Raw genomic sequence first — 21,791 nt, 5'->3', positions numbered from 1 at the left:
TGACGCCAATAGGACCGACCGACATCGTCGCTCATGTGGCGAACATCCACGTCGACAGAGCGCACCGCCTGATCTTGGATGACGTGACGCTGGAACTCCGCGCCGGTACCGTGACGCTTCTGGCTGGGCCGAACGGCGCCGGCAAGACTACGCTGATCCGTGCCTTGAGCGGCGGCATCGTGCCGACATCGGGCCAGGTCAGCGTCGTCGGCTACGCCCCAAGCCGCGACCGCCGCGCCCGCGCGGCTCTCGGCCTCGTGCCCCAGGAGATCGCGCTCTATTCACGGCTGAGCGTGCGGGAAAACATCGAGATTTTTGCGGCGTTTTCAGGCGGGCGCGCCACCCCGGCTCTCATCGACCATTGCGTCGCCCGCACCGGCCTCGCCTCGGTCGCCGACGCTCTGGTCTCGACCCTGTCGGGCGGCTTTCAACGCCGCGCCAATATTGCGTGCGCGCTGGTCGGTCGTCCGCGCCTCCTGCTGCTCGACGAACCGCTGGTGGGTCTCGACCCCCTCGCGCGGCGCGCGATTTGCGCGGACCTGAAAAGCCTTGCCCGCACCGATAACGTGGCGTTGCTGCTCGCAACGCATGACCTCGACGACGGCGAGGCGATCGCCGATACAGTCGTGATTCTGCGGGCCGGTCGCATCGCGGCCCAGGCCAGCCCGGCCGACCTCGTCACGGCCCAATTCGCGGCGGAGACGAGCCGCACCGAGGTGCTTCTGATGGATCAACCCGATGACGCCGCGCGATCGGCCTTGATGACGCGCGGCTATCTGCCAACGGCCGAAGCCACGGTCTGGCGTGGCATCCATCGCGCGGCCGAGGGACCCGTTTCGCTCGAGACCGCCGATCTCGGAATCCCGATGGCGCAGCTCCGGGAGTTGCGGCAGCGGCGTTTTCGGCTTGGCGACGCATATGAGGCGATCGTCGGCTCCGGCGGCGCGTCTTGATCCTCGCTGCCGTTCGTGTGATGGCGCTTCAAGTGCGGCGGGATATTCCCACCCTCGTGATGACCTTCGCGTTGCCGCCTGTGATCTTCGTGTTGCTCGCCGCGATCTTCGCTGGCGCGACCGGAACGGAATTGCGGCTCCACGTCGGCGTTTTGGATCGTTCGCACAGCAGCGCGGGCCAGCGGCTCGTACAGGCACTGCAGCAGCAGCCGACCTTTCGCACCAGCATCGTGACCGGCGACGAGGCCGGCCTCGACACCGCCGTCCGCGACGGCGGATACACGGTCGGGCTCCTGATCCGCGCCGACCCGGCTGCCGACACAGGCACGACGGGAGCGGCGCCGTTGCTGGTGATCGGCAGTTCGAGCCGGCCGGCCGCCGCCGCGATCGTGGCTGGACAGGTCCTGCAAACGCTGAACGAAAAGCTGCCGGACGTCGCCTTGTCGCGCATCATCGGGGATGTCGAACGCGCTGGACGGCTCGAGAACGACGAGCGCAAGTTTCTGGAAAGTGCGTTCTCCGACGAGGTCGGCAAGGGCGGTGGCGGCTTCGCCTTCTCCCGCCTGGTCGAGCAGCGCAATGCGGCCAACGACGCCATCTCGGGTGGACCGATCGCCTATTATGCCGGGGCGGTCTCCGCGATCTTCTTGCTGTTCGCCGCAATGCAGGGGGCCGCCACCCTGCTCGACGAACGCAATGGCGGCATTTTCGCTCGTCTCCAGGCCGGCCCCTACGGCCTCACGCCCCTGCTGATCGGCAAATTTATCTTCCTGACCGCGCAGGGCGCTCTGCAGGTGGCTGCCATTTATGCGACGGCTTTCCTGGTCTATCGCGTCGACATGCTCGCCAACCCCGGGGCTTGGCTGATCACCACCGCGCTCGCCAGTGCGGCCGCGGCGGCGCTCGGCTTGCTGGTCAACGCCTGTTGCGCGACGCGGCAACAGGCTCAGTTGATCATGAGCTTCGGAGTCCTGATCGTCTCGGCCATCGGCGGCAGCATGGTTCCGCTCTATCTCATGCCGCCCTGGCTACAGAACCTCAGCTGGATCACGCCCAACGCCTGGATGATTGCGGCGTTCCAGGTCTCGCTTCGGACGTGGGCGACGTCCGGCCTTCTGCTGCAATGGACCGTCCTGTTGGCCATCGCGGTGGCGGCCCTGACGCTGGCGATCGCGAGCATCGGGCGCGGCGAGATCGAATAGCCTCCGACGGGTTCGAGAGAGACGGACCTCCTGCAAGACTGGCCGCCAGGTCAGTTCTCGACGTATCGCGAGAAGCTGCGTGACGTATACCAAATCGATCTAAAAAGCCGATCAAACGCCAACAAGGTTAACGCGCATCAAAACGCAGCGTTTCGGCGATGCCAGGAGAAGGCGATAGCGGAAAGACTTACTCCCAATGACCGAATAGAACCGCCACTACTTCGCTCCTATCATCTCGAGGGCGAGAAGAAGGCGAACAACGCCCAGTACTACAGCGATTTCTGCGTCAACCCTGTGACGCGAGTTGCAGCGGTGAATCGTCAATCGGGGCCGACCGAAGCGAAGGAAGCGCAATGCATGTGTTATTGATGCGGCGGCTGTTGCGTGCCGCTGAAATGCAGCGCGAGATCGGGCTGCGAAGCTTCCTCTCCAAAATGCTTCATCGGCTTCTTCGCGCAAGCGGGTGGATCCCTCGCGATTACAAAACATTCCTCAACCACAAGACACGCGTCGATCTCCTGTTCGACACAGAAAACGGGGTCGAAACGAGCGGGATCGACTACATCTACGGGCTCACGGTCGATGGGCCGAACGCACGGTTTGGCGAAGCGCATATCGCAACCGATCCCGGCGAGTTCAGAACCGTTTTCGAGAGCCTGGATGTCGATTTTCGGCGCTTCACCTTCGTCGATTTGGGGTCGGGAAAGGGCCGAGCCGTGATGCTGGCCGCCGCATTGCCGTTCAAGGCGATCGTCGGCGTCGAATTCACCAAAGAGCTTCATGCCATCGCGACCGCCAATGTCGGTAAGCTGCCCGAGCCCGACCGTAACCGCATCAGCCTGCTGCATGGGGATGCGGCGGCCTATGACTTTCCGGCTGGGCCCCTGATCGTCTTTTTTTACAACCCGTTTGGGCGCGCCATCATGCGGCAAGTCGCCGACCGCCTCGCCTGCGCACGCCGGGACAGCCCGCGCGACATTCTGGTCGTCTACCTCAATCCGATCTTCGAGGAATCGTGGGTCCGAGCGGGTTGGCATGTCTTACGCTCCAGCACCGAAGCGGCGCTCATTCAGTGGCCGACATCGAGCCAAGCCGCCGTCGCAAGTCACGCCGAGCCCGACACCGTCTTACCGGCGTGATTTAGTCGGGGATATCGCAGCGAAGGAGGCTTGGCTCGTGCCGCGACCCTTGACCGACGGCACGCGCCTCATGGCGGCGACGCCGACCGATCGGACAGAACCTCGTCGAGCGCCGCCACGAACGTGTCGACATGGGCGGTCGAGAACACGATGGGCGGCCGCAGCTTCAACACGTTGGCTTGTGGCCCGGATGCGCTGATGAGCACGCGCTTCCGCCTTAATCCGTTGACGACCCGCGTGGTCGTGGCCGCATCAGCGGTTTTGGCGGCCCGATCGCTGACGATTTCGACGCCGACGAAGAGGCCTGCGCCGCGCACGTCGCCGATCGCCTCGTGCCGGTTTGCAAGCTCTTCGAGTGCGGTCCGGAGATAGAAGCCGACCTGCCGCGCATTGGCGACCAGCGCATCGCGCTCGATGACCTCGAGCACCGCGAGCCCGGCCGCGCAGGACACGGGACTACCGCCGAAGGTGTTGAAATAACGCGACATACGGCCGAATTCGGCAACCACCTCGGGCCGCATGACGACCCCGCCGATCGGCTGCCCGTTGCCCATCGGCTTGCCGAGCGTCACCATGTCGGGCTCGAGGCCATGGCGCATGAAGCCCCACAGAGCATTGCCGGTTCGTCCAAAACCCGACTGGACTTCGTCAGCGACCCAGAGGGCGCCCGCCTCGCGCACCGCCTCGGCAGCCTCGGCCAGAAACCCGGGCGGGTCTGCAAAAACGCCATCGCTGGAGAAGATCGCGTCGCAGATCATCATGGCGGGCTTGATGCCGTGCTTGTGGAGATCGGCGATGGCGGCCCGGACATCAGCCGCGACCGCAGCCCCAAGATCGGCCTCGCCCCGGCGATAGGCATCCGGAGCACGCACGGTGCGAACATGGGGGCCGCGCGGCACACCCGCGCCGAGCGAGGGCGAGAACTGGCTGACCGCGTCGGTGACGCCGTGGTAGGCAAGATCCGTGACGATCACGCCCGTACCGCCGGTGTGGCTCTTCGCGATCCGGTAGGCGAGGTCGTTGGCTTCCGATCCGGTGCAGGTGAACATCACATAGCCGAGATGCTCGGGGAACAGGCCGAGCAGTTTCTCGGCATAATCCAAGATTGTCTCATGCAGATAGCGCGTGTGCGTGTTCAGGGTCGCCCATTGCCGGGTCACCGCCGCAACGACGTCGGGCTGGCCGTGACCGAGGGATGCGACATTGTTGTAGACATCGAGATAGGCATCGCCAGCCGCGTCATAGAGCCAGACGCCCGCACCCCGCACCAGATGAACAGGCTCCTCGTAGAATAAGCGATAGGCCGGGCCGAGCACCGTCTCGCGCCGCGTCATCAGGGCGTGCTCGGCCGCCGTGACACGCTGCGAGCGCCCCGGCATATCGGCATTGACCATGCCGGGAATGGGGCTCGTCGGGGCCATGGGGTCGCTCCTTGTCGCAGGCATGTCAGGATCTTCGGCGCGACGATGTCCGCTGATGTCCGACCCCGTGTTAACGCGAGCGTGGGTTACAGGCTATCCGGTGATCGATACGCTTGGTGGAAGACTAGCGTGTCGCGTCTTGCCGCGCGTCACACATAAAGGGCCGCCATCCGTCGCCAGGCGCCGGCGCGGTGAGCGCGTCCATCCCAGACATGCAATTGGTGCGACACGTGCTTCTGGCCGAGCAAATGGCTGAGGTGGTGATTGTTGTCGAGGAAGGGGTCTTCGGTGCCGATCGTCAAGATGATGTCGAGCCGGCGCAGCTTATCCAGCCTCCACCCACATTGCAGGCCGGGAAGGAAATGCGTCGGTGTGTGGAAATAAATCTCGTCATCGTAATAGCCGTCGAAGAGATCGTCGAAACACTCGACCTTCATCGACAGGTCGTACCGACCTGAAAAGGCCACGAGCTTGCGGAAGAGGTGCGGATGGCGAAGCGCGATGCTGGCGGCCTGAAATGCACCGAGGCTGCAACCCATCGCGATCGTGCAATCATGCGAGTTGGTCGACGCCATCAAGGGAAGCACTTCGTTAAGGATATACTCCTCGTAGGCGGCGTGTCGTCTGATCCGATCGGCCGGATGGCGCCCCACATCGTAGAAGGTCTCCCGCGCCAGTCCTTCGATACAATAAAGCTGCAACTGCCCGGCCTGGACCTTGGGCGCGAGGCTCGCGACGATGTTCAGCGTCTCATATTCCCAAAAGCGCCCGTCCCGCGTTGGGAACATCAGCACTTTTGCTCCGGCATGCCCGAAGATCAGCAGCTCCATGTCCCGGTGGAGTCGGGGACTATACCAGCGCCGGTAGTCTCGCTTCATGTCGCCCTGAAGAAATGCCTGACTTTTTCGACGAGGAGCGCGTGTTGATCCTCCATGTCAGGATAATCGACATGGCCTGCATCCAGAATGACGGTTTCATGATGATTTGACGTCGCAAGCCCATTGGCGACCGAAAACTGGCAGGGCGGTGCCACCGCTGGATCGAAACGGGCAACCGCGACCAGCATCGGGACCGCGATGCGCGTCGCGGCCGTCGCGGCGTCAAAGAGCCGAAGGGTCTGCAGCACGTCCGGATGCGTTGTTCGATAATGCTGCACGGCGCCGGCGCTCCCGAGGGTCGGCAACGTCAGCCAGAGCGGCATATTGCCGAATGTCGGCACGACGAGATGGCCACGATCGATCCGCCGATCGGCAGCGATCGCCAGAGCGCCGATACCGCCCCCGAGGCTCAGGCCGCTGTAGCCGATCCGTCCTTCAAGGCCGGGATAGAGCTTGGTCAGAACCGAGACCGCCAACCAGACGTCATCGACGCAACCACCCAGAATCAAGGTTTCCGGTTTGTCGATCCCGGTCAGCACATGCCGGGCGGGATCACTGGAGATTGGCGGGCGGCGACTGCGCGAAAGCCCGCGAAAGCAGGGAAACAGCACCGCCGTTTCAGTTACGGGAAGATCGAAATCCGGCTCGTCTCGCCCGCCATAGCCATGCCCGACGACGAGACCCCGCGTGACGAGGCCATCTCGTGGCAGCAGCAGCCAGCCCCCGATCTCGAACTGGTCGGTCGAGAGATAGACGATGTCTTGAACGTGCCACTCGGGATGCTGCGATGCGCTCGCGCTGAGCCGAGGCTCAGGATGGATCCCAAGCGTCGCTGCGTGGCGCGCCCGCCAAAACTCATCGAAATGAAGCGCTGGCTCCGGCGGAGCGATGGCGCGAAGCGCATCGAGGTCAAGGCCATAGGTCGGATCGAAAGGATAGGAATGGTCTGTCGGGATGCTCATCCCATGCTTGTTCCGTGAAACAAGCCGACAGGCAAGACGACCACACCGATCGATCCCGCACAATGGATCGGTGCGTGGGGTCGCCCGCAAACCCTGTATGCGCCCCGAAGGGCGAGCCCGAACTCGATGCTGTTCGGGCTACCCCCCGCGGCTCAGCCCTTGACGGTCGAGGCACCGAAGATTTCGGTGATGGCTTCGGCCAGCTTGGCGTCGAAATCCGCTTCGCTCATCGAGACGCGGAGATCGCCGAGCAGCGCCCGCGAGAAGCTGGCGATCATTCCATGATTGGCCGAGAGGCGCTTGCAAGCGTCGGTTCGCGTATAGCCACCCGACAAAGCCACGACGCGCGCGATCTTGGGATGTGCGATCAGAGATGCGTAAAAATCCGGCACATCCGGAATGGTCAGCTTGAGCATGACTTTCTGGCCCTCGGGAAGCGCATCGAGCCCCTTGGTCAATTCAGTGCGGAGAATGGCTTCGGCGCCGGCTTTGTCTGGGCTCTTGATCGAGACTTCCGGCTCAAGGATCGGCATCAAGCCATGACCGGCGATCTGCGCGCCGATCTCGAATTGTTGGCGCGCAATGGCCGCAATGCCGCTCTCGGATGGGAGATTCACGACGGATCGCATCTTCGTGCCATAGACGCCAAGGCCGACGGCGCGGTCCAGCAAGGCATCCAGGCCGGGGATCGGCTTCATGAGGCTGACGCCATCTGCCTCCGTCTCGAGACCCTTGTCGACTTTCAGGAACGGCACAATGCCGCGGTCGTCCCAGAGATAAGATGGCACGGGCTTCCCCTTGGCCTGTCCATCCATCGTGCCCTCGAACAGGATAGCGCCGATGATCTTATCGCCCGTGAAAGCGGGAGCCGTCATGATCCGCACGCGCATCTCATGCATCAGCTTGAACATCTCGGCATCGCCGCTGTAGGCGCTATCGGGAATGCCGTAGAGGCGCAGCGCACCGGGAGTCGAGCCGCCACTTTGATCGAGCGCCGCGATGAAGCCCGGTTTGCTGGACATCTGCGCCGTCATTTTTTCAATATTCATCTTGGTTTCCTCACCTGCCGCCGAGAGGCTCAAGGAAGCGCTTTGACCTCGACCAATCAGCCCCTGACCACCAGAGTTTTCGCACGACCGTTCTTCTGCGCGCAACGTCTTGCGATGCTGGCTCGCGCAATGACTTACGGCACGTTCATTGCGGCGCCATGAAAGCGAACGTCTCGATTCATTCCAGGGACGCCTCGGCTTCGCTCCGATTCGTGCCTTGGCCGTAAACCAGCCATGCGCCGATGTCTGTTGCGTCGGGTCGTGAAACCTTTAATTTGGCACTGCGCTGCTTGCGGCGCATGCCCTCCTTGGGCGTTTCCTCCCTAGACTTGGGCCGCTTGCGGTAACGCAGGCGGCCTCTTTCTTTCCGGCCTGGATGGATCGAGCTTGGCTGGCCTTACGCGTCTAACGTGCCTTTTGCGGCACAAGCGTCTCGCCGAGGTCGATCGAGCCGGCTGCGCCGACCTCCATCGCCAGATCGATCGCCCTGAAGACACGGAGCGTGGCGTCGATGTCGGACGGATCAATCTCGGACAAAACGCGATCCCTTAAATCGGCCAGCACATTTTCGACGCGGCGGGCGAGTGTTTCCCCATCTGGCGTCAGCCAAATCGTCTTCGCTCTGCGGTCGCCGAGATCATCCCGCCTGATGAGCAATCCAGCGGCGCTCAATTCGTCCAAAAGCCTGACGAGCGACGTCCCCTCGATCCCGACATAACTCGCAAGCACGATTTGCCGAACGCCTCCGCCGAGCCGATAGACCCAAACAAGAGCCGCCGCGCGCGCCTGCGAGATGTCATGCGCTGCCAAAGCCTGCTGGGCGAGTTTTCGCCATTTGCGGCTTGCCTGCACCAGCGTCGACAGCACGGCATGTCTGTTAGCGTCCGCTTCGCTCATGCAGGGATCTATCGCAGAGCGACCGGCGGCATACAATGCCAAAGCGGATTTTGACGATCGCGCCCCCAGGGTCGCGGCGCGATCAATGACGTCGGGCTCACTTTGGTCGCGCTAAGCCGATGGAGATAGACCCTGCGCCGCGACGGCGCTGTCGATCTCGGGACCTGCCCGATCAAAAGATCGGATCGCACAAAGCTTCGGTCAAGTCATGCAGGACATCGGGATGTTGCCGCGGAGCATCGCCTCACATTGCGAAAGACGTCGGAAAGATCAGCACCTGTTTGCTGCCTTATGCCGTTGAATGCGGCGCTCGGCCTCCATCCCCGTTTGTAAGCGGCGTTGTATAGGAACCGACAGTACGCTTGCTCAGGCGTCAGCAGACGATCAAGCACAGGCCGAGACGAAAGTCGGTTGAGACCCCGGTCCGCGGTCGATCGCGCCCCAATTATTCGCCGCAATCTATCGACCAAAGAAGCCGACTAACCAGTGTGCACAAAACTGCTGCAAAATAATGCGGGTTCCCGTAGCAAAGTCATTCGAGATCGACTTGCTAAATGGAGCGGAGACGCTAAAGAGAGACATCTTTAGGGGAAGACCGATGAACGACCAGAACAACGAAGATATGATTACCGTCACGGCCGATATTGTCTCTGCATTCGTATCCAACAATTCGGTTCGGGCAGAGGATCTTTCAGCTTTGATCGAATCCGTTCACCAAGCGATCAAGAGCCTGAGCGAGCACAAAACCGACGTGGCCGTGGCTCCCCCGCCGGTCCCGGCCGTGTCGATCAAGAAGTCGGTCACCGACGATTATTTGATTTGTCTGGAAGACGGTAAGCGCTTCAAGTCTTTGAAGCGGCATCTCAGCACGTCCTACGGCATGTCGCCCGATGATTACCGCGCCAAATGGGGGTTGCCACGCGACTATCCAATGGTCGCGCCGGGTTACGCCGCGTCGCGTTCGAAACTCGCCAAGGATATGGGTCTCGGCAAGAAGCTGGTTCAATTGCCGCCCGCCGTCGAAGAGGTTGCGCCCATCGCTCATCGTGAACCCGACGTCGCTGCAGCTCCGCAAAAAGCTGCCGCGAAGCGCACCAAGATGGCTGCTGCCGTAAAAGACGCAGCCCCCGCACCCGAAGAGGCGCCCGTGAAGCGTCGCGGTCGTCCGTCCAAAAAGGCCGCTTAATCGCAACGAAGCACCGCGAGACCTGCGCGACCGATCACATCGGTCGCGCAGGTCTCCTTGGATGTTAAGCCCACTTGCTGGACGAGGCGGACCTACCCACGCTGTCCGGACGACCGCCTTCGGGTCGCGGCGAAGACCAGCGCTCCTGCCGCAATCCCCGCAAAGGCCCATTGCAGCGGAAGAACGTCGGCCGTCTCGCTCCGGATCGGCAAAACAGCGATACGACCGGGCGACGTCTCGACGCCGGCCCCACCAGCCGCCTTCGCGGTCGCGATCTGGTCGGGAGACACCATCCATTCCGCCCCGCGCGACACGTCGTAAAAGCGATAGCCAAAGCCGACCACGAGCGCGACCACAAGCGCAAGCACGAGTCTTGGAATCATCTGCAATTCATCTCTCCTTGAAGGCGCGGTCGCTGCCAAGCGAGGGCGCCCGTGACTGAAACGCGTCGGCAGGTCCGTCACGGTCGAGGTGCAGAGCGACCCGTTTGATTTGCCCAAGCATCCGAAGACCTGCGATCGTCGAAGCGCCAGACGGATACGATCGACGAGCAGCACCGACAAGGCAGGTGCGCCGCTGACTGACGCGGTTCATCGCGAAAGCGGCGGCGCCATGCTCGCGGCAAGACGCAGAAACTCGCGCCTCAACGTCGGAACAGCATGGTCGATAAAGGCGCGCAAAACGCCCCGCCGGGCTCGGTCGGGATGGAAGACGAGCTGCGCCGGCGTCGGCGGCACCTCGAAGGCGGAGAGAAGCCGGACGAGGCGCCCCGTCTCGAGGTGCTCTGCAACCTGATAGCAACGCGCACGGATGATGCCATGTCCGCGAAGCGAAGCATCGATTCCCGCCGCGGCGTTATTGATGCTGAGGCGCGTTCGAACCCGTGTCGAGCGTAAAGGTGCGCCCTGCCCCTGCGCCATGTCGAATGACCAGAGTTCGCCGTCGCCCTCCGCATTGAGCCCGATGCAATCATGGCGAGCGAGATCGTGAGGGGTCGCAGGTAATCCGGATCGAGCCACATAGTCTGGCGATGCACAAACGATGGCACGCACCTCACCCACCCTGATCGCCGTCATGGTCGAGTCGGGAAGAGCCGCCAGACGCACCGCGAGGTCGACACCATCGCCGACCAGATCGACCACGCGATTGTCCATCAAGACGCGGGCCGCGACATGCGGATACTGCCGAAGGAAGGCTTCGAGAACCGGCATGACTTTCAGCCGCCCGAAAAGTTCGGGCGCGGTCAGCACAATACTCCCGTGAAGGTGGCCTGCAGCGCTACCCGGCTCGACCTCGCGAAGTCTTGCCAGCACGTCTCGCCAGATTGCGACATGCCGCTCGCCGGCCGCCGTGAGGCTGAGCTTCCGTGTCGACCGCAGCAGCAGCGCTTCTCCAGCATGGCGCTCGAGATAAGCGACCGCTCGTGTCACGGCGGCCGGCGATCGCCCATGTGTCCGCGCGGCGGCGGCGAGCGAGCCGTCCTCCACGGCCGACACGAACAGCACCATGGCGTCCAAGCGATCCATCGTTTCGCAAACTGCAATTAAGCCGGTCGTATCGCAAGCATTCTCTTGTTTTCTGAAATCTCTAAATTCGAGTCTCGATCAAACCCGGACCTGCAGCGGCCGTCCGAGATCCCGCTGCGCGCCACCCGAGCAAAGGAAACAACGATGTCCGCCCTTATCTATCGCACACAGAAGGTTGGAGATGTCGACGTCTTCTATCGGGAGACCGGCCCAATCGACGCGCCGGTCATCCTGCTGCTTCACGGCTTCCCGACGTCGAGCCATATGTTTCGCGATCTGATGCCGGCACTCGCCGACCGCTACCGCCTGATCGCGCCCGACCTGCCTGGATTTGGGCTGACGACGGCGCCGCCGCGTGGACAATTCACCTACAGTTTCGAGGCTCTCGCCCATGTGATCGGTGGCTTCGTCGATGCGATCGGCCTCCAGCGCTACGCCCTGTATATTTTCGACTACGGCGCACCCGTGGGCCTCAGGCTTGCGATGGCGAACCCCGAGCGCATCACGGCGATCGTCACTCAGAATGGCAACGCCTATATGGAAGGGCTCAGCGAGGGTTGGGAGCCATGGCAAGCCTATTGGCGGGAGCCGACGCCCGCGCACCGAGAAACGACACGCGCATCCCTCTCGGATGAGGCGATCCGTTTCCAATACGAGCATGGCTCACCCGCGGGACGCGTGTCCCCGGACGGCTCAATGCTGGATACGTTCTACATGCATCGACCGGACGCGTATGAGATCCAGCTCGATCTCATTTTGAGCTACGGCAGCAACGTCGCGCTTTATCCGGATTTTCAGTCCTATCTTCGCCAACACCGTCCGCCGGTGCTGGCCGTATGGGGCAAAAATGACCCGTTCTTCCTGCCGCCCGGTGCAGAAGCCTACCGACGAGATGTTCCCGATACCGAACTCCACTTGCTCGACACGGGACACTTTGCTCTCGAGACGCACCACCAGGAGATTGCCACGTTGATGCGGGACTTCCTCGGCCGCAAACTCGACGCGGCCTGATCGGATCGGCCTGAACGCTGCACCGTCCAGCCGACAGGCGCGACGGTGCGGGGATTGCCGCTTATCGAAGCGGGACTTCGGCTTCGTCCTGGCCGGCCCAATAATGCAGGCGTTCGGCGTGAACCTTGATCAGAACAATACCGGGCGTGTCGACGCCTTGCTCGAACCAGCGGTCGAGATCGCTCGTCCAATGTTCGGCGAAAATCACCTTGTCGCGGATCAACTCGGCCTGACCTTCGATCGCGATGAACAGCGGCGGCTTTCCAAGCAAGCCTTTGGCGCCGGTGAACGAGAGACCGACCTGCGCGTCATGCTCGATGTCGTGGATCGTCCTGGCGCTGTCATATGAGAAGAAGAACGAGTCTCCTTTATATTCGACATCGCCATTGTTGCTCATGGGGCGGCTCGCGATTGCGCCGTTGGTTGTCCGCGTCGACAGCATCCCGAAGTCGATGTCGCGCATCTTCTCGGCGATCTCTTGAAGGGTCATCGTGGCCATATTCTGAATTCTCCTCGATCGAACCGCTCACAAGCGCTGAACGGTTGCATCTGAAAGGGAAAGCCGAGATCCGACCCATGGTTCCCCCTCGAACCGCGCATCGGTTCGATCGGTGCGTCTTTGCGCGGGCTCAGTCTTCGTGGTCGATAAAGCGACGCGGGCGGGTCGAGACGGCGCGGGAGGCCATCCGAACGCCGGCCGCGACCGCGACCTCGAACCCGTGTTGCGCGACGCAAGCCGCCAGATATCCCGCATTGAACGTGTCGCCTGCCCCGATCGTGTCGATGACGATGACGCGCGGTGCCGAGACGGTCACATCCTGTCCGTCGCACCAGGCTCGCGCGCCCGCCGCACCCGTTTTAATGACCAGAATGGCGCCTGCCGGAAGATGCTGCTGCAGGATGACCGCCGCCTGCTCGCACGATGCCGTTGCGGTCAGGCCGAGGGCCTCGGCCTCGTTGATCAGGAGGTGATCGCACATCGGCAGCCAGGACGCGACGACGACACGGTTGGCGGACGACCAGCCGCCGTCCGGCCAACCGGTGTCGAGCGCAACTCGATAGCCCCGTTGGCGGAGCGTGGTCATCAGGTCGCCGTAGTGAGCCACGAGCGCGGGCGTCACGAAGCAACCCGTCAATAGCGCGATCGCGCCGATTGGAGCGTCGGCGGGCACTTGCGACAGAACGGCCTTGAGCGTGAAGTCGAGCAGATGACCGAGGGTCGTGAAAAATGTGCGCTCGCCGTCGGGGTGAGTGATGCCGACCGAGAGGGCGCAGGCGCGGGGCGAGGTGGGCCATGCGTCGCCCACTGTCCCGAACGGGTCGCGGAGCCAGCGCCCGAGCGCGTCGGCGCTCGTATTGGCGACCAGCCGGAACGGCACGCCGAGGGCTTGCCAAGCCAATGCGGTATTGCCGGCCGCTCCGCCCACGCGAAGATCGCTTTCAGGCAGCAAAACCTCGGTCCCTGGCGTCGGCCAGGGCTGCTGAGGACCCATCACGAGGTCCACGTTGACATTGCCGATCACAAGCAATTGCGCGTTCATGGCGTGACGGTGATCTTGTTGGACCGGATCGGCGTGCCGACGTCGGCCACGCGCGCAGCCGCCACCTCGACCAGCAGACGCTGGAGGGTCGGCAGCATGTCGAAGACCGCCGCCATCCCGTCGCTGGGTCCGACCGACAGCGTATGAACCCCTCGGACGGCATTGGACCCGCTGCCGTCGAGCACCACCACAGGGCACCCCGCCGAGCGGCAATCCGCCGCCAGAGCGGCATCGAGATCGGCCGATTTGGCGCCGCGCAAGATGATGACGCCGGTCTGCGACGTTAGCGCCTCCATTGGACCGTGCCGCAACTGCCCGGCCTCGAAACCGAGCGCCGAACATCGCGCGAGTTCCATCAGGCACAAGGCGCCAGCCTCCGCAACGCCGGCCAGCCATCCCCGGCCGCTCACCACGAAGGTCGAGCAGGCCGCAAGAGCATCGAGCGCAGCCTCGATCTCGACCGTTTCAGGCTCGGCCAGCGCCGCAAGGGCTTCGATCGGGTCGAGGCCGAGCGACGCCAGCACCGCAAGATGCAACGCGTGGGAGATCAGCAGACTTCTGGTCGCCGCAAAAGCGCGCTCGGGTCCGCCGCTGCCGATAAGACACGGGACGGAACGGCCAAGCGGGCTCGCAGCATCGAGCGTGAGGCCAAACCGCTCGTCAGCGCCAGCCTCTTCCCTGAGATAGCGGACGATCTCTCCCGATTGCCCCGATTGCGAAACGATGAGGACCGTTCGCGGCACCGCCGAAGGCAGCACCCCGAGCATGTCGGAGACAACCTCGGCGGTCGCATCGACGCCGAGTTCGCGATAGGCCCGCGCTGCGGTGCGATTGACCCAATGCGAGCCGCCCATGCCGAGCAGCAGCAACCGGCCGGTCTTTCGGATGCTCGTGGCGATGATGGCGGCGACCGGCTTGCCGGCCGCGACGGAATCCAAAGCATCGGCATGCTGCCGCGCCATCTCGGCCTCGATGGCGACTAATCCGGGTGCAATCATCTTGTCATCCTTTGACGCCACCCGTGGTCAGCCCACTGATCAGCGCCTTCTGCAAGCCGAAGGCGATCAGCACCGGCGGCAATGCGGTCAGCAAGCCGGCAGCGGCTACCAGCCCGAAATCCGTGGCGCGACCCGCCGCAAAATCCGCGATCGTCACCGTCAGGGTCTTGGCATCGGCATTGCTGGTAAACAGCAGAGCGAAGAAGAATTCGTCCCAGGCGAGCAGCAGCGCGAACAATGCCGCCGTGGCGATCCCGGCCCGGGCCAGAGGCAACGATACGTAAAGCAGCGTCTCGAACACGCCAGCGCCGTCCATCGCGGCCGCCTGCTCGATTTCATCGGGCAAAGCGTCGAAGGCCGATTTGATGAACCAAGCCGTGAACGGCGTCAGAATGGCGCAATAGACGATGATGAGGCCGGTGACGCTGTTGAGCAGATGCAAGGCCGACAACATGAAATAGAGCGGAAGCACCAAGGCGACGGCCGGCGTCATATAGGTCGCCAACACCACATAGAGCGTCGCCGTCACGGCCCGGCGCCGATAGCGCGCGAAGGCCCAGGCGGCCGGGATCGAGACCAGCATCGACACGAGCGTGGCGCCGACCGAGGCGCCGAGGCTATTCCGCAACCCGAGCAAAAAGGCTTCGCCCGGCGTATTGGCACCGAAGTCGAGCAGCCGCCGATAGTGGCTGAGATCGATCTGACTGGGGATGAAGCGCAAGGGCTTTGCGGTGAGGTCCGCTGGCGGCGACAGGCTGAGGATCAGCAGCCACGCCACCGGCGCGAGCGTCACCAGTACAAAGAGGAGAACCGCTGCATAGAAAAGCGTTGATGCGAGGCGGCTCCGCTTCATGCGGGTTGCCCCTGACGCAACAGGCGCATGTAAACCGTCACCAGCACCATGCAGATCAGAACCACGATCAAGGCATAGGACGCACCCGATCCGACCCGCAGGAAGCGAAACGACTCCTCATAGACGAAAAAACTCATGGTCTTCGTGGCGCTCGCCGGGCCGCCGCGTGTCATCACATAGACGATGTCGAAGACTTTCAGGGCCTCGATCGACCGCAGGACGATCGCGACGAGCAACGGTGGCGCGATGACCGGCCAGGTCACGACTTGAAAGCGGCGGAAAGCGCCCGCGCCATCGAGCCGCGCCGCCTCGTAGAGATCGGCTGGCGCATTCTGTAAAGCCGCCAGGACGATCAGCGCGACGAGCGGGTAATTCTTCCACACGTCGGCCAGCACCACGGCGTTCATGGCGCTATCGGGGTCGCCGAGCCAACTTCGGTATCCGGACAAGACACCCGTCTGTGTGAGGACCGCGTTGAGCACGCCGAAATCAGGCTGATAGATGAGGCGCCACATGATCGCGTTGACGATCGTGGGCAGCGCCCACGGCAGCACGAGCAGCGCTCGACACACCGTCCGGCCCCGAAATTTCTCGTTGAGCAGCAACGCCACGAGAACGCCGAAGAGCGTTTCGAACCCGACCGATAGGATGGCAAAATAGAGGGTATGCCCCGTCGCGCTGAGGAAATTCGCATCGGTCAGCGCATAAACGAAATTGTCGAGCCCAACCCAATGCGCCGAGCCGAGGCCCCCCAGCAAACGCGCGTCCGTGAAGGCGAGCGCGATGGTCTGCACGACCGGGTAGCCCACGACGGCCGCCACGATCGCCAACATCGGAGCGAGCAGACGCCAGGGCGAGATTGAACCCGGCCGTTGCATAGCCATGGATCAGCCCTTCGTCAGACATGCGGCGCACGGACGCGCCGTGCGCCGAACCGTCATCGCAGGCGCGCGGCGGCCTTGTCGGCCTCTGCCAGGGCGGCATCCGGGGTTGCCTTGTCGGTCAAGGCATTCTGGATCTGCGCCTGCAGAATGGTCGAGACCTCCTGGTAGGAGGGTGTCACCGGGCGAAGGCTCATGACGCTGATGGCGGTCTTGGCGGCTGTAACCAAAGGCTCCTGCCCCTTGGTGACGGCCGGATCATCATAAGACGACTTCCAGATCGGCAGGCTCAACTGAGCATATTTGTTCTGAACCTCCTGCGAGGTCAGAAAGCTAATGTATTTCCAACCGAGATCAGGATGGCTCGAACCCGCCGTGATGCCGAGACCCATCGACCCGTTGACGGCCGAGGCCTCCGTGTGACCGGCGACGCCCGGTGCCGGCACCACGCCGACCTTGCCGACGATCTTGCTTTCCGCCGGGTCATTGGCCTTGGCGTAAGCATAGGTCCAGTTGAGCGCGAAGGCGGCATTGCCGGCCGAGAAGACTTTCCGCACATCCTCTTCGAGATATTCTTTGGAATTCGGATTCGACACGCCGTCCTTCAACGATTGAACCATATATTTAACGGCATCGAGCGAGCCACCCTGATCGAAGGCGGGCTTGCCGTCCCTGTAGTAAGTTCCGCCATGGGCCGCCGTGATGGTGGCATAGTCACACACGACGGCTTCGGCCTGCGACCAACTCCAGACGATCGGATAATCGACGATCTTCTTGTCCTTGATGATCTTCGCATCGGCCAGAAGTTCATCCCAGGTCTTGGGCGGCGTCGCGATGCCGGCTTTGGCCAGCATGTCGGTATTGTAGAATAGGTATTTGGTATCGAGGATCCACGGCAGGCCATAATACTTGCCGTCGAAGAGGCTCGTCGACCATGCGCCGTCGAACACCTTCGCGGTGTCGATATTGGCCTTCACTTGATCGGTGACGTCGCGAAGCACGCCGTCACGCGCGAAAGCCGCCGGCCAGATGACGTCATACAGCACCACGTCGTAGCCCGAACCACCCGCAGCCTTCGAGGCGACGATCTTGTCGAACAGCGCCTCATAGGGCACGAATTCCAAATTGACGGTCGTCCCGGGGTTCGCTTTTTCGAAGTCGTGCGTCATGTTCCGCACGTCGTTATCGCTATAGGCCGCTTGCGCCATGAAAAGCGCATTCAGGGTTTCGGCATGTCCCGGCGACGCCAAGACCGTCCCGGCCAACGCGGCCAGACCAACCATACCCATCCAAGATTTGATTTGCAGCATGGCTTTTCCTCGTTTTAGGCGGAGATGGGTCGGGTTCGGTTGCGTGAACGGGTCGGTAGAGGTCCTGGGCAGGAAAGGCGTTAGTGTCGACCGCACGTGTTCGCCGCTCGGCGACGATGGCTCGAATGGCCACGAAGGACCGTCTCGATTAAGTCAATTTGAAATGAGTATTGAGAGCTGTCAAGCCGCGCCAGCGGTTTGCGGAAACCTGGGACTGAGGGGAACGAGAACGCCAGTGTCGACCAGCCTCAAGATCGCGGGCAGCAATCTCGAACATGTGCAGACGCATAATCGGCGTGTCGTTCTCGATGCGATCCGCCGGGCGGGCGCCCTGACGCGAGCCGAGGTCGCGCGGCGAACCCATTTGACGGCGCAAACCGTCAACAACATCGTGAGCGCCCTGCACGACACTGGCTTGGTGTCGGCCGGGGCGCCCAACCGAGGCGGCCGCGGTCAACCCTCGATTCCCTACAGCATCGATCCCGAAGGCGCGTGGTCGCTCGGCTTCCACGTCGACCATCGCAGCATTTCCGGCGCGGTCGTCGATTTCACCGGCCGCATTCGAGGTCACAAGAGAATACCGGCCGATCAGCCCTCGCCCAAGCAGGCCGCCGACGCCCTCGCCCGGATGGCCGGACCTTTGCTGAGACGGGCCGGCGCGGTCGAGAGCCGGATTCTCGGGGCCGGATTGGCCGTGCCGGTTCGCTTCAATGCCGGCTCGATCACAAGCGCCGGACCGACGACCCTGCCGGGCTGGGACGAGGGCGACGCGGCAGACATGATCGAAGCCGCGCTCGGCATGGCCGTGCTGATCGAGAACGACGCCGTCGCAGCGGCCATCGGCGAACGCCTGAACGGCCTCGGCCGCGAGATCGACAGCTACGTCTATCTGTTCATGAACGATGGCCTCGGCGCCGGAATCATGATCGAGGGTCAGCCGTGGCGCGGCACGGGCCGTAATGCCGGCGAGATCGGTCATATGATCGTGGTGCCCGATGGCCGGCCATGTCCCTGCGGCAATCACGGCTGCCTCGAGCGGTATGTGTCATTGAGCGCGGTCTACGAGAGCCTCGGGATCGCCCCGCCGGATGCCACGCCCGAGTTCATCGCCCATCTCGAAACGAGCGCCCCTGGTCGCCTCGATGCCTGGGTCAAGGACGCCGCGCCACGCCTCGCCCAAGCGATCGGAATTCTCGAATCGGCCTTCGATCCACAGACCGTGATCCTGGGCGGCGTGGCGCCGAAAAGCGTCCTGGAGCGCTTGGTGGCGGCTCTCGCGCTGCCGGTCTCGGTCGGGTCTCGCGCGTCACGCACCCTGCCTCGCGTCATGCTCGGTCGCACCGGCCCGGAGGCTCCGCTGCTGGGCGCCGCATCCTTGCCGATCTTCGACGAAGTCTCCCCGCGCTTTGACGTGCTTCTCAAAAACGGTTGAGGCGCCGACGCTTGACCCTACCAATCGGCATTCTTGCCGAGATCGGATCTGGGAAGATCGTCGCCGAACGCCACCATGGTCGGCCGCTCGGCCGCCGTGAGGTTGCGCCTCGTCCAATCCACGAGGTCGGCTTCGAGGCGGTCCACGTCCACGCCGGGTTGCGGCACGACGAAGGCCTTCAGGCGGCTGCCTTCCTCCGGACGCATGAGACGAACCGCCGCCTCTCGCACGCCGGGTCGCCCCGCGAGCTGGGCCGCGACGGCGCTGGGACTGACGTTGACGCCGCCGACCTGAACGGCGCCGTCGCGCCGTCCCGCCAGCCGGAACCGACCATCATCCGTCAAGACGATCCGATCCGGCAGATCGGCCCTGAGCCCGGAGAGGTGGAGGAGTTCGGGCGCCTCCTCCCGCGACTCGTCCGAAAACCGCCAATGGGGCATCAGCGCATAGGGATCGCCGGGGTCGTCCCGTAACGCGATCCCCGCGGTCTCGGACGATCCATAGACCTCGATCATTCGGGCAAGGCCCCTGTCGCGGAGGGACGCGATAAGCGCCTCGGGACACGGCGCCGTCGAGGTCACGCCGGTCACGCCCGGAGCCACATGACGGATGCTGCGCTCGACCCAGCGCCATCGTTCCGGAAAACCGACGATGAGATCGCCTGCTCGCAGATCACGGGCAAGGTCGGCAGGACTCGCCCGCTCGGCCGGCCACACATCGACGCCGAGATGGTCGGGAAGCAGGGCCGTGAAAATGAAGCCGTAGATGTGATGAGCCGGTGCCATGGCGACGATGCGCCGCCGGTCGCTCAACCGATCGGCGAGGAACGAGGTCTCGGCCACCAGATGCGCGGCGGAGTGGCAGCAGCGTTTCGGAACGCCGCTCGATCCCGAACTCGAGAAAGTGATGCCCGATCCGCCACCGCGCAGCACGGCTTCGATGTGGTCGAGCCAGCCACCGAACGTGTCGGTCGCCAACAGATTGGCCTCGTCGCCGCTGTCGTAGAGGTGGAACATTTCGTTAGCGGAGGCGGCGAGTTGAAGGATCTCGAGCGAATCCGCCGCGACCGAGACCTCGCCCTCACCCTGCATCGGAAGCGTCTCGGGCCACACGTCCGGCAATCGCGTCGGTGACGGCAGCAGACCCCGTCGGCCCCGTGCCGCCGCTCGCTCTTGGCTCAACAGGCTCTGCAAGACGCGACCCAGCGCCGCGCGAGACAAGAAGGGGAGCTTTTGAGCCGTCAAGCGACAGGCGACGCGGGACGACCTTCCACGACGCGGTCACGCCCGCTCCGCTTGGCGGTGTAGAGGGCTCGATCCGCTTGTTGAACCAGATCCGCGAGAGACCCGGTTGCGGCTGAGCCGACAACCCAGCCGAAACTTGCCGTAACGTGAAGATCCGTTCCACCGACCTTGATCGATGCGGATGCGATCGCCGATCGCATCGTCTCCGCGATGGTCGACGTCAGAACGGCATCGGCGCCCGGCAGCATCGCGGTGAATTCCTCGCCTCCGAGACGCGCCAGTGTGTCGATCGGACGGAGGACGGCCGCGCAAGCGCTCGCGACCAATTTCAAGACCTGATCTCCCACCCCATGTCCATGAGTGTCGTTGACCAGCTTGAAATAATCGATGTCGAGGCTGATGAGCCCGACCGGCCTGCCGCTCCGCGAGCAGCGGCGAAGCTCTTCTTCGGCAATATCGAAAAAATGGGCGCGGTTGCAGACGCCTGTGAGATGGTCGGTGGTCAGACGGCGTCTGATCTTATCCGCATCCATCCGGGATTGCGCCACCGGGCGGAGCACCGCAGTATAGCCCACAACCTGCTGGCCCGCGCCGCTGTCGTCCCCGCGCACCGAAATCAGGCGATGGCACCGATAACGCCCCCCATCGCGCAACGCGGACCAGCTCTCGGCGAGGTGCCAGCCGTCCCGATGCGCGACGGCGATCTCATCCGTCATGCTCATCGACGAGGAGGCCGGATCTGGTCGATCGAGAATGCTGATATGAGCGCCGACAAGGTCACGCTCATCGAAGCCGGTCTGCAACAGCACGGCCGCGTCGGCGGTTTGTATGCGGCCGTCGAGATCCAACCCCAGGATGGCAAAATCGTCTTTGGCATTCAGAAGCGACGAAAACCAAGCATCGGCCTGTTTCAAGCGACGCTCCTGAGCCACGCGCTCGGAGATATCTTCGAGCGTCACGATGAGTTGGTCTTTGCCCAGCTTCACGATCGTGCAGGCCAGAACCTGGGGGATATCGGTCTTACCCCCTTTCGAACGGCCCACGAAGACGCGGTGGCCTTGGCAGATCTGCCCTTGCTCGGCCTCGAAGTCCGATACGACGTGCCGCAACTCGGGCGCGTAGCCCTCGATCGCGGCGAAAAGGTTCATGCTCTGCGCCACGCTGCCGAGCCCGAGCAGCAGTTGCATCGCAACCGGATTGAGCATCGTGATCGCGCCTGTCGCATCGGCTCGGATCAGGCCAACCGGACAAGCATAGAGGAATTGAAGCAGCTCCGTCCGGTCGCGCTCGAGATCATCGTCCACGGCG

The 21,791-nt window shown here is 63.3% G+C and carries 21 protein-coding genes; 6 read left to right on the top strand and 15 right to left on the bottom strand.

The window, feature by feature from the left end; all coding sequences use genetic code 11:
• Nucleotides 1-83 precede the first annotated feature (83 nt).
• The 3 genes from LGH83_RS14095 to LGH83_RS14085 all read left to right on the top strand — a co-directional run bounded on the left by LGH83_RS14095 (nucleotide 84) and on the right by LGH83_RS14085 (nucleotide 3,294).
• Entirely contained in the window at nucleotides 84-953 is an 870-nt protein-coding gene (locus LGH83_RS14095; protein ID WP_264478973.1) for an ABC transporter ATP-binding protein, read from the top strand.
• Entirely contained in the window at nucleotides 950-2,155 is a 1,206-nt protein-coding gene (locus LGH83_RS14090; protein WP_227399201.1) for an ABC transporter permease, read from the top strand. Before LGH83_RS14095 ends, LGH83_RS14090 begins: the two co-directional genes overlap by 4 nt.
• A 353-nt stretch (nucleotides 2,156-2,508) precedes the next feature.
• The gene (locus LGH83_RS14085; protein ID WP_227399200.1) at nucleotides 2,509-3,294 is read left to right on the top strand and encodes a class I SAM-dependent methyltransferase; all 786 of its coding nucleotides are present in this window, start codon (nucleotides 2,509-2,511) and stop codon (nucleotides 3,292-3,294) included.
• Nucleotides 3,295-3,362: 68 nt separating this feature from the next.
• On the opposite strand, the gene LGH83_RS14080 is transcribed toward LGH83_RS14085, so the two are convergent.
• The 5 genes from LGH83_RS14080 to LGH83_RS14060 form a co-directional block, all read right to left on the bottom strand.
• Nucleotides 3,363-4,715: an aspartate aminotransferase family protein gene (locus LGH83_RS14080; protein ID WP_227399199.1), complete on the bottom strand. Its 1,353-nt coding sequence runs from the start codon at nucleotides 4,713-4,715 to the stop codon at nucleotides 3,363-3,365.
• A 149-nt stretch (nucleotides 4,716-4,864) separates the two neighbouring features.
• Entirely contained in the window at nucleotides 4,865-5,593 is a 729-nt protein-coding gene (locus tag LGH83_RS14075; protein WP_227399198.1) for an esterase family protein, read from the bottom strand.
• Nucleotides 5,590-6,555 carry an acetylxylan esterase gene (locus LGH83_RS14070; protein ID WP_227399197.1) on the bottom strand — a complete coding sequence of 322 codons (966 nt, stop codon included), beginning with the start codon at nucleotides 6,553-6,555 and terminating at the stop codon, nucleotides 5,590-5,592. Before LGH83_RS14070 ends, LGH83_RS14075 begins: the two co-directional genes overlap by 4 nt.
• Before the next feature lie 152 nt (nucleotides 6,556-6,707).
• Nucleotides 6,708-7,604 carry a fructose bisphosphate aldolase gene (locus LGH83_RS14065; protein WP_227399196.1) on the bottom strand — a complete coding sequence of 299 codons (897 nt, stop codon included), beginning with the start codon at nucleotides 7,602-7,604 and terminating at the stop codon, nucleotides 6,708-6,710.
• A gap of 405 nt (nucleotides 7,605-8,009) precedes the next feature.
• On the bottom strand, nucleotides 8,010-8,501 hold the full coding sequence (locus LGH83_RS14060; protein ID WP_227399195.1) for a MarR family winged helix-turn-helix transcriptional regulator: 492 nt from the start codon (nucleotides 8,499-8,501) through the stop codon (nucleotides 8,010-8,012).
• A gap of 511 nt (nucleotides 8,502-9,012) precedes the next feature.
• Here LGH83_RS14060 and LGH83_RS20150 point away from each other — a divergent pair.
• Nucleotides 9,013-9,687, top strand: a complete 675-nt coding sequence (locus LGH83_RS20150) for a MucR family transcriptional regulator (protein ID WP_413771050.1) — start codon at nucleotides 9,013-9,015, stop codon at nucleotides 9,685-9,687.
• 92 nt (nucleotides 9,688-9,779) lie between these two features.
• Here LGH83_RS20150 and LGH83_RS14050 read toward each other — a convergent pair whose 3' ends face one another.
• Together LGH83_RS14050 and LGH83_RS14045 are read right to left on the bottom strand one after the other, a co-directional pair.
• Nucleotides 9,780-10,070, bottom strand: a complete 291-nt coding sequence (locus LGH83_RS14050; RefSeq protein WP_413771049.1) for a hypothetical protein — start codon at nucleotides 10,068-10,070, stop codon at nucleotides 9,780-9,782.
• Between the two features lie 207 nt (nucleotides 10,071-10,277).
• Complete coding sequence (locus tag LGH83_RS14045) at nucleotides 10,278-11,213, bottom strand: LysR family transcriptional regulator (protein WP_227399194.1); 936 nt, start codon at nucleotides 11,211-11,213, stop codon at nucleotides 10,278-10,280.
• 144 nt (nucleotides 11,214-11,357) lie between these two features.
• Here LGH83_RS14045 and LGH83_RS14040 point away from each other — a divergent pair, with 144 nt between their 5' ends.
• Nucleotides 11,358-12,224, top strand: coding sequence for an alpha/beta fold hydrolase (locus tag LGH83_RS14040; RefSeq protein ID WP_227399193.1), 867 nt, complete (start codon nucleotides 11,358-11,360; stop codon nucleotides 12,222-12,224).
• A 61-nt stretch (nucleotides 12,225-12,285) separates the two neighbouring features.
• Here the strand turns inward: LGH83_RS14040 and LGH83_RS14035 are convergent, their stop codons facing one another.
• From LGH83_RS14035 to LGH83_RS14010, 6 genes are all read right to left on the bottom strand, one after another.
• A complete protein-coding gene (locus LGH83_RS14035; RefSeq protein ID WP_131113861.1) occupies nucleotides 12,286-12,723 on the bottom strand; it encodes a pyridoxamine 5'-phosphate oxidase family protein in 438 nt (145 codons plus the stop codon).
• Nucleotides 12,724-12,853: 130 nt separating this feature from the next.
• On the bottom strand, nucleotides 12,854-13,765 hold the full coding sequence (locus tag LGH83_RS14030) for a carbohydrate kinase family protein (protein ID WP_227399192.1): 912 nt from the start codon (nucleotides 13,763-13,765) through the stop codon (nucleotides 12,854-12,856).
• The gene (locus tag LGH83_RS14025) at nucleotides 13,762-14,763 is read right to left on the bottom strand and encodes an SIS domain-containing protein (RefSeq protein ID WP_227399191.1); all 1,002 of its coding nucleotides are present in this window, start codon (nucleotides 14,761-14,763) and stop codon (nucleotides 13,762-13,764) included. The genes LGH83_RS14030 and LGH83_RS14025 overlap by 4 nt, the downstream gene beginning before the upstream one ends.
• 4 nt (nucleotides 14,764-14,767) lie before the next feature.
• Entirely contained in the window at nucleotides 14,768-15,616 is an 849-nt protein-coding gene (locus tag LGH83_RS14020) for a carbohydrate ABC transporter permease (protein ID WP_227399190.1), read from the bottom strand.
• The gene (locus tag LGH83_RS14015; RefSeq protein ID WP_227401853.1) at nucleotides 15,613-16,494 is read right to left on the bottom strand and encodes a carbohydrate ABC transporter permease; all 882 of its coding nucleotides are present in this window, start codon (nucleotides 16,492-16,494) and stop codon (nucleotides 15,613-15,615) included. Before LGH83_RS14015 ends, LGH83_RS14020 begins: the two co-directional genes overlap by 4 nt.
• Before the next feature lie 59 nt (nucleotides 16,495-16,553).
• Nucleotides 16,554-17,807 (bottom strand): extracellular solute-binding protein, encoded by a 1,254-nt coding sequence (locus tag LGH83_RS14010; protein ID WP_413771048.1) that lies wholly within the window; start codon nucleotides 17,805-17,807, stop codon nucleotides 16,554-16,556.
• A gap of 235 nt (nucleotides 17,808-18,042) precedes the next feature.
• On the opposite strand from LGH83_RS14010, the gene LGH83_RS14005 reads away from it, so the two are divergent.
• Nucleotides 18,043-19,239: an ROK family transcriptional regulator gene (locus tag LGH83_RS14005; protein WP_227399189.1), complete on the top strand. Its 1,197-nt coding sequence runs from the start codon at nucleotides 18,043-18,045 to the stop codon at nucleotides 19,237-19,239.
• A 17-nt stretch (nucleotides 19,240-19,256) separates the two neighbouring features.
• Here the strand turns inward: LGH83_RS14005 and LGH83_RS14000 are convergent, their stop codons facing one another.
• Entirely contained in the window at nucleotides 19,257-20,483 is a 1,227-nt protein-coding gene (locus tag LGH83_RS14000) for an AMP-binding protein (RefSeq protein WP_227399188.1), read from the bottom strand.
• Entirely contained in the window at nucleotides 20,480-21,787 is a 1,308-nt protein-coding gene (locus tag LGH83_RS13995) for a sensor domain-containing diguanylate cyclase (protein WP_227399187.1), read from the bottom strand. Before LGH83_RS13995 ends, LGH83_RS14000 begins: the two co-directional genes overlap by 4 nt.
• Nucleotides 21,788-21,791 lie beyond the last annotated feature (4 nt).

The organism is Lichenihabitans sp. PAMC28606 (assembly GCF_020616535.1).
Taxonomy (GTDB): domain Bacteria; phylum Pseudomonadota; class Alphaproteobacteria; order Rhizobiales; family Beijerinckiaceae; genus Lichenihabitans; species Lichenihabitans psoromatis.
Note: the sequence above shows the minus strand (reverse complement) of the source record. Positions and strands in the feature narration are given on the sequence as shown.

Excerpts from the sequence above, each read along its gene's own strand:
- LGH83_RS14080 (WP_227399199.1), bottom strand. The coding sequence starts at position 4,715 with ATGGCCCCGACGAGCCCCATTCCCGGCATGGTCAATGCCGATATGCCG.
- LGH83_RS14015 (WP_227401853.1), bottom strand. The coding sequence starts at position 16,494 with ATGCAACGGCCGGGTTCAATCTCGCCCTGGCGTCTGCTCGCTCCGATG.
- LGH83_RS14050 (WP_413771049.1), bottom strand. The coding sequence starts at position 10,070 with ATGATTCCAAGACTCGTGCTTGCGCTTGTGGTCGCGCTCGTGGTCGGC.
- LGH83_RS14070 (WP_227399197.1), bottom strand. The coding sequence starts at position 6,555 with ATGAGCATCCCGACAGACCATTCCTATCCTTTCGATCCGACCTATGGC.
- LGH83_RS14060 (WP_227399195.1), bottom strand. The coding sequence starts at position 8,501 with ATGAGCGAAGCGGACGCTAACAGACATGCCGTGCTGTCGACGCTGGTG.
- LGH83_RS14020 (WP_227399190.1), bottom strand. The coding sequence starts at position 15,616 with ATGAAGCGGAGCCGCCTCGCATCAACGCTTTTCTATGCAGCGGTTCTC.
- LGH83_RS20150 (WP_413771050.1), top strand. The coding sequence starts at position 9,013 with ATGCGGGTTCCCGTAGCAAAGTCATTCGAGATCGACTTGCTAAATGGA.
- LGH83_RS14025 (WP_227399191.1), bottom strand. The coding sequence starts at position 14,763 with ATGATTGCACCCGGATTAGTCGCCATCGAGGCCGAGATGGCGCGGCAG.
- LGH83_RS14065 (WP_227399196.1), bottom strand. The coding sequence starts at position 7,604 with ATGAATATTGAAAAAATGACGGCGCAGATGTCCAGCAAACCGGGCTTC.
- LGH83_RS14075 (WP_227399198.1), bottom strand. The coding sequence starts at position 5,593 with ATGAAGCGAGACTACCGGCGCTGGTATAGTCCCCGACTCCACCGGGAC.
- LGH83_RS14035 (WP_131113861.1), bottom strand. The coding sequence starts at position 12,723 with ATGGCCACGATGACCCTTCAAGAGATCGCCGAGAAGATGCGCGACATC.
- LGH83_RS14010 (WP_413771048.1), bottom strand. The coding sequence starts at position 17,807 with ATGCTGCAAATCAAATCTTGGATGGGTATGGTTGGTCTGGCCGCGTTG.
- LGH83_RS14085 (WP_227399200.1), top strand. The coding sequence starts at position 2,509 with ATGCATGTGTTATTGATGCGGCGGCTGTTGCGTGCCGCTGAAATGCAG.
- LGH83_RS14045 (WP_227399194.1), bottom strand. The coding sequence starts at position 11,213 with ATGGATCGCTTGGACGCCATGGTGCTGTTCGTGTCGGCCGTGGAGGAC.
- LGH83_RS14040 (WP_227399193.1), top strand. The coding sequence starts at position 11,358 with ATGTCCGCCCTTATCTATCGCACACAGAAGGTTGGAGATGTCGACGTC.
- LGH83_RS14030 (WP_227399192.1), bottom strand. The coding sequence starts at position 13,765 with ATGAACGCGCAATTGCTTGTGATCGGCAATGTCAACGTGGACCTCGTG.